The organism is Rhodococcus sp. Eu-32 (assembly GCF_003336925.1).
GTDB classification, from domain to species: domain Bacteria; phylum Actinomycetota; class Actinomycetes; order Mycobacteriales; family Mycobacteriaceae; genus Rhodococcoides; species Rhodococcoides kyotonensis_B.
This window is the reverse complement of sequence record NZ_QGNK01000012.1, coordinates 59,710-72,208: the sequence shown is the minus strand read 5'-3', so window position 1 is coordinate 72,208 and position 12,499 is coordinate 59,710. Positions and strand designations below refer to the sequence as shown.

General features: G+C 65.3%; 10 protein-coding genes. 6 read left to right on the top strand and 4 right to left on the bottom strand.

The features are described from left to right. The first annotated feature begins 38 nt into the window (after positions 1–38). Positions 39–1,850, top strand: a complete 1,812-nt coding sequence (locus DK926_RS15785; RefSeq protein WP_114331213.1) for an acyl-CoA dehydrogenase family protein — start codon at positions 39–41, stop codon at positions 1,848–1,850. A gap of 54 nt (positions 1,851–1,904) precedes the next feature. Here the strand turns inward: DK926_RS15785 and DK926_RS15780 are convergent, their stop codons facing one another. Both DK926_RS15780 and DK926_RS15775 read right to left on the bottom strand, forming a co-directional pair. Further along, the gene (locus DK926_RS15780) at positions 1,905–3,842 is read right to left on the bottom strand and encodes an HNH endonuclease signature motif containing protein (protein WP_114331212.1); all 1,938 of its coding nucleotides are present in this window, start codon (positions 3,840–3,842) and stop codon (positions 1,905–1,907) included. Positions 3,843–4,125: 283 nt separating this feature from the next. Beyond that, positions 4,126–4,752 carry a TetR/AcrR family transcriptional regulator gene (locus tag DK926_RS15775; RefSeq protein ID WP_114331211.1) on the bottom strand — a complete coding sequence of 209 codons (627 nt, stop codon included), beginning with the start codon at positions 4,750–4,752 and terminating at the stop codon, positions 4,126–4,128. A gap of 87 nt (positions 4,753–4,839) precedes the next feature. Between DK926_RS15775 and DK926_RS15770 the strand changes: the two genes are divergently transcribed. After that, positions 4,840–6,333, top strand: coding sequence for a DHA2 family efflux MFS transporter permease subunit (locus DK926_RS15770; RefSeq protein ID WP_114331277.1), 1,494 nt, complete (start codon positions 4,840–4,842; stop codon positions 6,331–6,333). Here the strand turns inward: DK926_RS15770 and DK926_RS15765 are convergent. Further along, positions 6,248–6,688 (bottom strand): ferritin-like domain-containing protein, encoded by a 441-nt coding sequence (locus DK926_RS15765; RefSeq protein ID WP_068428712.1) that lies wholly within the window; start codon positions 6,686–6,688, stop codon positions 6,248–6,250. The genes DK926_RS15770 and DK926_RS15765 overlap by 86 nt on opposite strands. Continuing rightward, positions 6,685–7,197 (bottom strand): hypothetical protein, encoded by a 513-nt coding sequence (locus DK926_RS15760; protein ID WP_243636844.1) that lies wholly within the window; start codon positions 7,195–7,197, stop codon positions 6,685–6,687. Before DK926_RS15760 ends, DK926_RS15765 begins: the two co-directional genes overlap by 4 nt. Before the next feature lie 141 nt (positions 7,198–7,338). On the opposite strand from DK926_RS15760, the gene rimP reads away from it, so the two are divergent. From rimP to infB, 4 genes are all read left to right on the top strand, one after another. Then, on the top strand, positions 7,339–7,914 hold the full coding sequence (gene rimP, locus DK926_RS15755) for a ribosome maturation factor RimP (RefSeq protein ID WP_114331210.1): 576 nt from the start codon (positions 7,339–7,341) through the stop codon (positions 7,912–7,914). Then, positions 7,911–8,921, top strand: a complete 1,011-nt coding sequence (gene nusA / locus DK926_RS15750) for a transcription termination factor NusA (protein ID WP_068428719.1) — start codon at positions 7,911–7,913, stop codon at positions 8,919–8,921. Before rimP ends, nusA begins: the two co-directional genes overlap by 4 nt. A 92-nt stretch (positions 8,922–9,013) precedes the next feature. Continuing rightward, positions 9,014–9,292 carry a YlxR family protein gene (locus tag DK926_RS15745; protein WP_240930997.1) on the top strand — a complete coding sequence of 93 codons (279 nt, stop codon included), beginning with the start codon at positions 9,014–9,016 and terminating at the stop codon, positions 9,290–9,292. 184 nt (positions 9,293–9,476) lie between these two features. Next, complete coding sequence (infB, locus tag DK926_RS15740; RefSeq protein ID WP_114331209.1) at positions 9,477–12,407, top strand: translation initiation factor IF-2; 2,931 nt, start codon at positions 9,477–9,479, stop codon at positions 12,405–12,407. Positions 12,408–12,499 lie beyond the last annotated feature (92 nt).

Here is a 12,499-nt window from a genome sequence, read left to right as displayed (position 1 = left end):
TAGCTTCGGGGGTAACCGAGTGTGAGAGGTGATTCGCCGTGGCCGGTTTCTCGCTGTTCGATCCGACGACATTCGACGGTGCTCAGTTCGACGACGAGACGGCGCGGCAACTCCGTGCCGTGATCGACTGGTTCGAGAACCGAGGCAAAGCCAGGTTGCTCGACGACGACCTGAATGCGGTCTGGACGGCTGACTTCCTCGACTTCGTCGCCGAGGAGAAAATCTTCGCGACGTTCTGCACCCCGCAGGCCTATGCGAACGGGGACCCGAACAAACGTTGGGATGCGTTTCGCAACGCTCAGTTGAGCGAGATCCTCGGGTTCTACGGGCTGTCCTACTGGTACGCCTGGCAGGTCACCGTTCTCGGCCTCGGGCCGATCTGGATGAGCGACAACGACGCGGCCAAGCGTCGTGCCGCCGAGCAGTTGGACGCAGGTGGCGTCATGGCGTTCGGCCTGTCCGAGCGCGCGCACGGCGCCGACGTCTACTCCACCGACATGCTCCTCACGCCCACGGACGACGGTTTCATGGCGTCGGGGGAGAAGTACTACATCGGTAACGGCAACGTCGCAGGCATGGTCTCGGTCTTCGGTCGGCGCACCGACACCGTGTCTTCTGGTGACTCCGCGGGCTCCGCTCCTGCCCAATCCGGTCACTCCGCGGGCTCCGCTCCTGCCCAATCCGGTCACTCCGCAGGCTCCGCTCCTGCCGGCCCAGATGCCTATGTCTTTTTTGTCGCAGACTCGTCCCACCCGAATTTCGTGTTGCGCGGCAACGTGGTTCACGGTCAGATGTACGTCAGCACGTTCGCGCTCGAGAACTACCCGGTGCGTGAGGAGGACATCCTCCACACTGGGGCCGACGCGTTCTCCGCGGCGCTGAACACTGTCAACGTCGGCAAGTTCAATCTGTGCACCGGATCGATCGGCATCACCGAGCATGCCTTCTACGAAGCGATCACACATGCGCACAATCGAATTCTCTACGGCAACCGCGTCACCGAGTTTGCGCACGTGCGAGCGAGTTTCGTCGACTCCTACGCGAGGCTGGCGGCGATGAAACTGTTCAGTGCACGCGCGGTCGACTACTTCCGGTCTGCGACGCTGGACGACCGTCGCTATCTGCTGTTCAATCCGATGACGAAAGCCAAGGTCACGTCCGAAGGCGAGACGGTCGTGCGGTTGCTGCACGACGTCGTCGCCGCCAAGGGCTACGAGAAGGACACGTACTTCCGGGAGGCGGCGCAACTGATCGGCACGCTTCCAAAACTCGAGGGGACAGTGCACGTCAACGTCGCGCTGATGCTCAAGTTCATGCCGTCCTACATGTTCGCGCCCACCGAGTACCCGGAAGTCGGTGTGCGCGACGACGCCTCCGACGACACCTTCTTCTTCGCGCAAGGTCCGGCCCGTGGCGCGAGCAAGGTGCGATTTCACGACTGGAAACCCGTGTACGAGAAGCACTCTCACGTGCCGAATGTCGCCCGCTTCCACGAACAAGCCCTGGCGTTCGAGCAGTTCCTGGCCGAGGCGGCACCCGACGAGACCCAGCAGACGGATCTCGACTTCCTGCTGAATGTCGGCCACTTGTTCTCGCTGATCGTGTACGGGCATCTCGTTCTCGAACTGGCGGAACGTATTTCGACGCCCTTGCTGGATCAGATCTTCGACTTCCAGGTTCGCGACTTCTCCGGCTATGCCGTCGCGCTGCACGGAAAGCCGTCGTCGACGGAGGCTCAGCAACGTTGGGCGCTCGGTGCGATCCGCAAGCCCGTCGCCGACAAGGCACGTTTCGACGCGGTGTGGAACGAAGTCGTTGCCTACGACGGTGCCTACGAGATGAAAGCCTGAGGTTATCGACGACTCTCGACCCGGGAAAACGTACAAACTGCGGCTACCTTGATCCTAGAACGGTGCTGGGTCATCGGCGTCTACCCTTTCTTCGCCGGTGATGTCGACGTTCCAGGGGTCGGTGGGTTGATCGTGGGTGGTTGTCTCGCTGGCCTTCTCGGCCTGGCTGGTCTTTTCTGTCGCGTTGGTCTTGTCGGGCTCGACGGGCGGTGGGGCTGTCGATTCCGGTTCGGCGGGTTCTTCTTTGCATGTGGGTCTGCGTTTGCGGGGTATGTGTGGTGTGAGTGTGTGGCCGGTGAGATCGGTTGCGCCGACGCTGCTTCCGGGGAGGGTGACGGCGGTGCTGCCGGAGTTCGATGTCCAGTGTTCGATGGCTCCGGCGAGCATGGTGGTGTGCCAGGCGCCCATGGTTTTGAGGGAGTGGTGGTAGCGGCACAGGCAGTGCAGGTTGGTCAGGATCGTCCAGCCGCCGCGGGCGGGGTCGTGGTGGAGGTAGGGGATGATGTGGTCGAGTTCGCAGCTGGCTGCGGGTACGTCGCAGCCGGGGAATCGGCAGGTGCGGTCGCGGTGGCGGACCAGGTCGGCGAGCTGTGCGCGGGGCTTGTACTGCAGTGCCCCGGCGGGTGATTCGATGAATCCTCCGTGACCGTCGGGGTAGAGCGCTTGCGCGACTGCGGGATTGGCGGCGATCGCTTTCTCAAGAGCGGCGATGAGCGTGTAGGAGCCGCGGTAGGGGCCGGTGTCGGCGGGGACGGTCTGTGCGCGAGCGGCGCCTACAGCCGGTTTCGGCAGGCGTAGTCCGCGTCGGCGTCGCCCGCGTCCGAGTGGGTGGAATGTCAGATGATCGACGGGTGTCGAACGGCCGGTAGCTGCGGGGTTATTCTCGGGTTCGGTCGCGGCGTCCCCGGCATCACCTTCCTGCTCGGCGCTTTCGGTGTCGGTCACGGTGTCGGTGCCGGTGTCGGTGTCTTCCGTGGTCGCGGCTTCGTCGTCGTTGTCGGCCGTGTCGGTGGTGTTGTCGAGGGTGATGTGGAGTTCGTCGGCGATGTTTCTGGCTTCGGTGATGACTATTTGCCAGTCGCTGTTGGCGGCGAGTTCGCGGGCGTAGGCGGCGTCGATCAACCCGTGTCCGGCGAGGTAGGCGGGTAGATCGTTCAATGCGGCGAGGGTGGCGAGGTCGATGGTGATCGACGTCAACGGCACCCGCCGGTCGGGCAGGGTTCGGTTGGCGGTGCAGGGGTGGTCTTCGTCGGCTTCGCAGGTGCAGGCGAGATGGGTTTCGCGTCGTATGCATGCGGTGTAGGCGGCGGCGAGGCGTTGGCTGCGGGTGCGGGGGTCGCGCGGGCATAGTGTGGCGGCCATTTCGGTGATCGATTGCCAGCAGGCGGCGGCGTCGGCGGCGTCGAGGGTTGCTTCGATGGTGGCGATCAGGTCTTTGTCGCGGTAGCGCACTCCGGTGATTTTTTTCAGGTCTTCTCGTGTTTCGGCGACTTCGTCGGGTGCGGTGCGCTGGATGATGGCGGCGATTTCGGTGGCCAATGGTCCGGGCGAGAGCCTTCTGGCGGCGTGTAGTACTTCGGCTTCGATCCGTGTGGCGGCATCCAGGGACAGCGGGGAGGTGACGCGGTAGATCGCGCGGACGCGGGCGAGGTCGAGTTCGCCTAATTCGAATGCTGTTTTGATCGCGGGCAGTCGTAGGCGTAGGTCCATGCCGATTTCGGCGAAGGTGTCTGCGACGGTTTTCGAGCAGCCGAGGATTTTCGCGGTTTCGGAGGCGGCGTAGTTGCCGGCGTCGGTGATCAGGTCCCCGACTTGGATGGTTTGGTGGATGCAGGAATCCCATATGTGGGCTGCGAGAGCGACTTTGCGTGCGCAGGCCTGGTTTTCCAGGACCGCGACCTGCGACAGTTCACCCAACAGGTCGGTGTCGATGACCGGTTTCTTCTGTGGTCCGATGTATTTCGCGAACGCGCTGCGCTCCGTGAACGGCATGGATTCAAGCCCCCCGACTCGATTCGAACTTGTGTTCGACTATATCACCGGAGATCGGATTGTCAAGGAAACTGGTTGTCTCGCAGTGCATTACGATCGAACAGCACTATCACATGCCACCGACAAGAACCGCGAATCGGCGAGCAGCGTCCATCGTGCTCGTCCTGTGAGTGGGGCGCGCTCGGTAAGCGAGCGCCGCCTCGGGGGATAGCGGACAACTGTGTCTCCCGACTTCGTGAACTAGATTGTAGTGAACCGCTGATATACCGCGGCTCGATGAGCGTCAGTGCGCAGCCTGCGGCCCCGAATTATCCACTCGCACAGAGCTCCGAAGCTGTTCCAGGGTCGGCCCGAAGGAGCATGACGCGAGTTCGCTCAGTGCATGGTCGTCGGTGTGTTCGGGTGCTTGCATCGCGAGTAGGCAGTTGAGCAACATGCCGTGGGCGATGAAGTCCCGTGCCTCGTCGGGTGTGCATCCGGTGCCCTCGCGAATCTGGGTGAAGATTGCACCCATCCCGGCGCGGCCCTGAGCTCCGATGTCCGGGGTGCTTCCGGCGGTGAAGCCGTGCATCATGACGAGCAGCAGATCGCGGTCTGCGACGAGTTGGGTGTAGGCGGCACCGAGTGCTGCCCACACGTCGTCGTCGGGGTACGGCTCGTCGCCGCTCAGGACTTTCTCGAACGCGGCCATGATGCCGTCGATGGCGCGTTGGAACACCAGGCGGAACAGTTCGCCCTTGGTCCCGAACATGCGTACGACGTAGGGCTGCGACACACCTGCTTCCTTGGCGACGGCGTCGGTGCTGGTGCCGGCGAACCCGCCCCTCGCGAACGCGCGCATCGCGGCGTCGAGCACGAGCTCGCGTCGGTCCGATGCATCCATGCGTGTGGTCTTCGTCGGCGCTGCCATGTTGACAGATTATCAGTCGATTACTAGCGTCACTGCACAAGTAATCATTCGATGCTTACAACTCCCGTGACAGCGAAGGTGACTCCGATGACCACGACATCCCCGCCAGTTCCACCACCGAGCGAGCGCACCATTCCGATCTGGGTCGGAATCGTGGCCGCGTCGCTCCCGATGTTCATGGCAACACTCGACAATCTGGTGATGACCAGTGCACTTCCGGTGATTCAGGCCGACCTCTCCGCATCCGTCGCGGAACTGCAGTGGTTCATGAACGCGTACACCCTGAGCTTCGCGACGTTGATGCTCGTCGCGGCGACGCTCGGAGACAGGTGGGGTCGACGACGCGTCTTCCTCGGCGGAATCGCCGTCTTCACGCTCGCGTCGATCGCGTCGGCCCTCGCCACGACGCCGGCGATGCTGATCGCGGCTCGTGCGGTGCAGGGTGCGGGCGCGGCAGCGATCATGCCGTTGTCGCTCACGCTGCTCGCGTCGGTCGTGCCCGCGGCCAAGCGTCCGCTCGCCATCGGAATCTGGGGTGGCGTCTCCGGGCTCGGTGTCGCGCTCGGTCCCGTCGTCGGTGGTGCCGTTGTCGACGGCGTCGCATGGGAGGGCATTTTCTGGATCAACGTCCCCGTCGCCTTGATCGCGGTTCCGCTCGCGCTCGTCGCGTTGAAGGAATCGTTCGGGCGCAGACAGCCGCTCGACTACACCGGAGTTCTGTCGGCTGGGGTGAGCGTGTTCCTGCTCGTCTGGGCTGTCGTGCACGGAAACGACGACGGATGGGCCTCGACCTCGGTGCTTCTGACGTTCGCCGGATCCGCCGTCGCGATGATCGTCTTCGTGGCGAGGCAACGACGCGCATCGTCCCCTGTGGTGCCGTTGCGTCTGTTCCGCTCGCGCAGCTTCGCGCTCGCGAACGTGATCGGAGTGACGTTCACTCTCGGCATGTTCGGTGCGGTGTTCCTGCTGTCGCAGTATCTGCAGATCGTCATGGGCTACAGCCCGTTCCAGGCTGGTCTGCGGACGCTGCCGTGGACAGCGGCACCGATGGTCGTCGCGCCGCTGGCCGGGCTTCTCGCGCCGAGGCTCGGTCTGCGAGCCTTGCTCGTCGCGGGCCTGACGCTCCAAGCCGGATCTCTGGTGTGGATGGCCGCGATTCTCGAGCCGGGAACGTCCTACGCGAGCATGGTGCCCGCGCTGGCGATGGCAGGCATAGGTATGGGGTTGACCTTCGCGCCCTCGGCCACCGCCGTCCTGGCCGACATGGCCGAGGTCGACCATGCCACTGCGAGCAGCACCAACTCGACGATCCGCGAGATCGGCGTCGCGCTCGGCATCGCGGTACTGACCGCCGTGTTCCTCGGGGCAGGCGGTGCCCTGACGCCCACCGGCTACACCGACGCGCTCGCTCCCGCGCTTCTCGTCGGCGCCGGAGCGGTCGCGCTCGGAATCGTCGCCGCGCTGTTCATGCCGGGAAGAACCGGTGCCGAGTCGGTCAGGGTTGACCGGGGAACGGAACCGACGACGGAGACACTCCCAGGATCTCGCGCCAATTCGCCAGTCGCAGTGCCGCTTCCGTGAGTGCAGCGATTCCGGTCTCCCGTGTGGGACCGGAATTGCTGCGTTCGATCACCGACCGCCACGCGATCGACGTGTCGACCTCGGCTTGGGCTGCGAGTTGTGCTGCTGAGACAGGGTCGGTCACGGCGAACGGAATCGAGTAGGCCGGACTGGGAAGCGGCGCAGTCACGCTCGCAGCTTTCAATGCATCGATCGTCGCGTCGCGTCGGGCTCGATGCGCCGCGGCGTTCGTCGCGACGAGGTCCGCACGCGTCGGATTCGAGAAGGCGCCGACGACGCCGTAGGCGAATACTGCCGCGTACTCGGCGTTCAGCGCGTCGACGAGAGCCTGCTGTTCTTCTCCGAGCTCGTTCATGCGAGCACCACCGACACCTCGACGGCGCATGCCGCGCTGACGGATCCGAGAAGGCCTGCGCGGTAGCCGGACTCTTCGCGCGCGGAACCGGCTGCGGCACGCTGGGATTCGCTCAGCAGGCTCTTCAACTCGTCCAGTGTCGGTGGGGGAGTTGGTGCCTGGGTGGTCGTCGGACTCGCGGTCGTGGTCTCGTTCGGGTCGGTCCCCGCGACGCGGTCGATCTCCGCGGAAATCGCCGACGCATGGGCTTCCCGTTCGGACTGCACGACCCCGAGCGGGCCTGCGAGATCGGGCAGCGTCGCGATTGCGGCACCCGCGGCCGCCGCGTCGCGGCGCGCGAGATTCAGGTGCTGAGTCAGTGTGTCGACGGTGGCTGCGGTCTCGGCGCCGGACGAACATCCTGCGGTCGCCGCCAGCCCGACGGTGGAGAGAACGACACCGCCGGTCAACCGCAACGCGGTTCGACGACTGAGTGTGGGAGAAATCGCGGACGTCGGCACGTTCGACATCGTGCCAGGTGTCCTTCGGATCCGGCGAACCCGCACCTGGTCACGAACACCTCGAAATGGCGCTAGGCTGTACGTTCGATCCCCGAGACGTTCGACCCCTGTGTCGAACGCGACCACAACTGAACGAGGAGTTCGCGAGAGATGCCTGTTCCGTCGAAGGAGAGGGTCGTCGCGCTCCTGTCCGATCTGGTCCACGACCGAGGTTTCGACCTCGAGGACGTGACGGTCGTCTCGGCGGGCAAGCACAGCGCCGTGCGCATCATGGTGGACCGTGAAGAAGGTACGGGCCTCGACGCGCTTCCTGCTCTCAGTCACGAGATCTCGGAATTGTTCGACGGCGTCTCCGATTTCGGTGAAGCGCCGTACACGCTCGAGGTGACGACGCCGGGGATCGATCGCCCGCTCACCGAGGAGCGTCACTGGCGACGCGCCCGCGGCCGCAAGGTCCGCGTCGAGGTGGCGGACGAGAAGTTCGACGGCCGAGTCGGTGCTCTGGACGGCGGATCGGTCACGTTGGTGACGCGGACCAAAGGCGTACTGGCGACTCGGGTCGTCGCATTGTCGGATATCTCGAAAGCCGTTGTGCAGGTCGAATTTTCGCCGCCCAAGGAAGACGAGATGGAATTGGCGGGCGGGGTGTTCGGCAGTCGTCCCAGGCCGGCAGACGCCGACGAGATCGTGAACGTGGACACACCGGAAGAAGGGTTCGACAAGTGAATATCGACATTGCAGCGCTCCGCGCCATCGAGGCGGACAAGGGAATCTCGATCGACATGGTCATCTCGACCATCCAGACCGCCTTGCTGACTGCATACCGCCACACCGAGGGACACCAGCCGCACGCGTGGATCGACGTCGACCGCAAGTCCGGCTCGGTGCGTGTGATGGCGAAGGAAATCGACGCCGACGGCAACACGATCTCCGAATGGGACGACACTCCCGAGGGCTTCGGCCGGATCGCGGCGACCACCGCGCGTCAGGTCATTCTCCAGCGCCTCCGCGACGCCGAACACGAGAAGTCGTTCGGCGAGTACGCGACGCACGAGGGCGAGATCGTCGGTGGCGTCATCCAGCGTGACACTCGAGCAAACGCCAAGGGCACTGTGATCGTGCGGATCGGCAGCGACGCCAACGGCGCGGACGGCCTGTTGCCGCCCGCGGAGCAGGTCCCGGGCGAGACGTACGAGCACGGCGAACGCATCAAGTGCTATGTCGTCGGCGTCACACGCGGACAGCGCGGACCGCAGATCACGCTGTCGCGTACGCACCCGAACCTGGTACGCAAGCTCTTCGCGCTCGAAGTACCCGAGATCGCCGACGGCTCGGTGGAAATCGTCGCGGTGGCACGTGAGTCCGGTCACCGATCCAAGATCGCCGTTCACTCGACCGTGTCGGGCCTCAACGCCAAGGGTGCGTGCATCGGCCCGATGGGTCAGCGTGTGCGCAACGTGATGAGCGAGCTCGCCGGCGAGAAGATCGACATCATCGACTTCGACGACGATCCCGCCACCTTCGTCGGTAACGCGCTGTCGCCGTCCAAGGTGGTGTCGGTCACCGTCGTCGACGCGGCTGCCCGCGCCGCTCGCGTCGTCGTGCCGGAATACCAGCTGTCGCTCGCGATCGGCAAGGAGGGTCAGAACGCCCGACTCGCTGCTCGTCTGACCGGTTGGCGTATCGACATCCGCAGCGACGCGGCCGCGGCACCCGAGTCGACCAGCGCATAAGGGTGGAATGCGGAGATCGGGGCAAGACAGCGCTAGACTGGTCGATGGTTCGGAACGATCTCACTGCCCGAGGTCACGAGAGCACCGGTTCGATGCATGACAGTCGGCCGGTGCGCACTTGTGTCGGATGCAGGGAGCGAGCTCCGGCCTCCGATCTGCTGAGGGTCGTGGTTCGAGATCGGCATTCTTCGGAATCCGTCGTAGTACCCGACCTTCGTCACCGGCTTCCCGGACGTGGTGCATGGCTGCACCCCGTAGCGGTTTGTCTGGAGAACGCAGAACGGCGCCGAGCTTTCGGTAGAGCGTTACGCGTGTCGGGAACAGTCGACACGTCGGAGGTTGTTGCTTTCATCGAAAGCAGAAACCTGTGAGGTCTCGGCCTCGCACACGCATCGAGGCGGCAAATCTTTACCAGCGACAGAGCTTCACCCGTCGAGAAGAACAGGCAACAGCACTGATGAGCACACCGTGAAGCACCAACGATGAACGTCCATCGGAGATAACCCGAGGTCGTGCGGGCTTAATGCCTCGCTCGGCCTCTCAGTGAGGAGAGCAGTGGCAGGCAAGGCCCGCGTGCACGAGTTGGCCAAAGAACTCGGTGTCACAAGCAAGGAACTACTCGCACGGCTCAAAGAGCAAGGCGAGTTCGTCAAATCTGCATCGTCCACGGTCGAGGCGCCGGTAGCGCGTCGTATCCGTGAGTCGTTCCCGTCCGCGAAGTCGGACGCCCCTTCGGGCAACGGTCGTAGCTCGGATGCACCCAAGCCCAGCACCGGCGCGAAGCCCGGTGGACCGCGTCCCGGTCCCAAGCCGGCACCCCGTCCGGCTCCGTCCGCGCCCGCAGCACCTGCGGCGCAGACTCCCGCAGCACCTGCGGCGCAGACACCGGCTGCCCCTGCGGCACCGGCTGCATCCACCCCGGCGCCGACGTCGGCGCCCCGCCCGACCCCGGCTCGGCCGGCTGCACCGTCGCCGTCCGCGCCTGCGGCACCTGCTCCTCAGGCGCCCGCAGCGTCGGCTGGATCGCGTGAAGCAGCACGTCCGGCAGCTCCGAAGCCCGGCGCTCCCGGCCCGAAGCCGGGTCCGAAGGCGCCTCGCGTCGGTAACAACCCGTACTCGTCCGCTCCGGCGGAACGGCCCGCGCCTCGTCCGGCACCGGGTGGACCTCGTCCGGGCGGCAACCGTCCGGCTCCCGGCCAGGGTGGACCTCGTCCGGCTCCCGGCCAGGGTGGACCTCGTCCGGCTCCCGGTCAGGGCGGTCCCCGTCCGGCTCCCGGTCAGGGCGGACCTCGTCCGGCTCCCGGCCAGGGCGGACCTCGCCCGTCTCCCGGCTCGATGCCTCCTCGCCCGAACCCGGGCGCGATGCCGTCTCGTTCGGCGCGCCCCGCACCGGGTGGTCGTCCGGGTCGTCCCGGCGGAGCACCGGGCGGTCGTCCCGGTGGTGGCGGCGGTGGATACCGCGGCGGCGGCGGAGCTCCCGGTGCACCCGGCGGCGCCCCCGCAGGCGGAGCAGCAGGTGGTTTCCGTGGTCGCCCCGGCGGCGGCGGTCGTCCCGGACAGCGCGGCGCTGCAGCAGGTGCTTTCGGTCGTCCCGGAGGCGCACCTCGTCGTGGACGTAAGTCGAAGAGGGCGAAACGCGCCGAGTACGAGAGCATGCAGGCTCCCGCAGTCGGCGGCGTGCGGTTGCCCCGTGGCAACGGCGAGACCATTCGCCTCGCCCGCGGTGCATCGCTGTCCGACTTCGCGGACAAGATCGACGCGAACCCGGCTGCACTCGTGCAGGCGCTGTTCAACCTCGGCGAGATGGTCACGGCAACGCAGTCGGTCAACGACGAGACGCTGGAGCTTCTCGGCAGCGAGATGAACTACGTGGTCCAGGTCGTCAGTCCCGAGGACGAGGATCGCGAGCTGCTCGACAGCTTCGACCTGACCTACGGCGAGGACGAGGGCGGCGAGGAAGACCTCGAACAGCGTCCTCCTGTGGTCACCGTCATGGGCCACGTCGACCACGGTAAGACCCGACTGCTCGACTCGATCCGCAAGGCCAACGTCCGTGAGGGCGAGGCAGGCGGCATCACGCAGCACATCGGTGCCTACCAGGTTCTAACCGAGCTCGAAGGCAGCGAACGACTCGTCACCTTCATCGACACCCCGGGTCACGAGGCGTTCACCGCCATGCGTGCTCGTGGTGCCAAGGCGACGGACCTCGCGATCCTGGTCGTCGCAGCCGACGACGGCGTCATGCCGCAGACGGTCGAGGCGATCAACCACGCGCAGGCAGCAGATGTGCCGATCGTGGTCGCGGTCAACAAGATCGACAAGGAAGGCGCGAACCCGGACAAGATCCGGCAGCAGCTCACCGAATACGGTCTCGTGGCCGAGGAGTACGGCGGCGACACGATGTTCGTCGACATCTCGGCGAAGCAGGGCACCAACATCGACGCACTGCTCGAAGCAGTGCTGCTGACGGCGGACGCTGCTCTCGACCTGCGAGCGAACCCGGACATGGACGCTCAGGGTGTCGCCATCGAGGCGCACCTCGATCGTGGACGCGGACCGGTGGCGACCGTGCTCATCCAGCGCGGAACGCTCCGCGTCGGAGATTCGATCGTGGCCGGAGACGCCTATGGACGTGTCCGTCGCATGGTCGACGAGCACGGCGAGGACGTCACCGAGGCGCTGCCGTCGCGGCCCGTCCAGGTCGTCGGCTTCACGTCGGTACCGGGTGCAGGTGACAACCTGCTCGTGGTCGACGAGGACCGCATCGCACGTCAGATCGCCGATCGACGCAACGCCCGCAAGCGCAACGCGTTGGCAGCGAAGAGTCGTAAGCGCATCAGCCTCGACGATCTCGATGCAGCGTTGAAGGAGACGTCGCAGCTGAACTTGATCCTCAAGGGCGACAACTCGGGAACCGTCGAGGCTCTCGAGGAGGCGTTGCTCGGGATCCAGATCGATGACGAGGTCGAGCTGCGCGTCATCGACCGCGGTGTCGGTGGCGTCACCGAGACCAACGTCAACCTGGCGTCGGCATCCAACGCGATCATCATCGGCTTCAACGTTCGAGCGGAAGGCAAAGCCACCGAGCTCGCCAACCGCGAGGGCGTCGACATCCGGTACTACTCGGTCATCTACCAGGCGATCGACGAGATCGAGAAGGCCCTCAAGGGCATGCTCAAGCCGGTGTACGAAGAGGTCGCTCTCGGCCAGGCCGAGATTCGCGCGCTGTTCCGTTCCTCGAAGGTCGGAAACATCGCCGGTTGCCTCGTCACCTCCGGTACTGTGCGTCGCAATGCGAAGGCACGACTGCTGCGTGACAACGCGGTGGTCGCCGAGACGGTCACGATCTCCTCGCTTCGCCGCGAGAAGGACGACGTCGTCGAGGTTCGCGAGGGGTACGAATGTGGTCTCACGGTCACGTACTCGGACATCAAGGTGGGCGATGTCATCGAGGCGTACGAGCTTCGCGAGAAGCCACGCGACTAGTTCGCGCGGTGCGAGTGGTAGTGGAGCAAGGGGAGTAACACTGCACTCGATCGGACAACCGGCGGCGGTACTTTCGGGTACCGCCGCCGGAT

Coding starts and splice junctions, on each gene's coding strand:
- rimP (WP_114331210.1), top strand. CDS start 7,339: ATGCCTGTTCCGTCGAAGGAGAGGGTCGTCGCGCTCCTGTCCGATCTG.
- DK926_RS15775 (WP_114331211.1), bottom strand. CDS start 4,752: ATGGCAGCGCCGACGAAGACCACACGCATGGATGCATCGGACCGACGC.
- DK926_RS15765 (WP_068428712.1), bottom strand. CDS start 6,688: ATGAACGAGCTCGGAGAAGAACAGCAGGCTCTCGTCGACGCGCTGAAC.
- DK926_RS15780 (WP_114331212.1), bottom strand. CDS start 3,842: ATGCCGTTCACGGAGCGCAGCGCGTTCGCGAAATACATCGGACCACAG.
- DK926_RS15770 (WP_114331277.1), top strand. CDS start 4,840: ATGACCACGACATCCCCGCCAGTTCCACCACCGAGCGAGCGCACCATT.
- DK926_RS15760 (WP_243636844.1), bottom strand. CDS start 7,197: ATGTCGAACGTGCCGACGTCCGCGATTTCTCCCACACTCAGTCGTCGA.
- DK926_RS15745 (WP_240930997.1), top strand. CDS start 9,014: ATGCATGACAGTCGGCCGGTGCGCACTTGTGTCGGATGCAGGGAGCGA.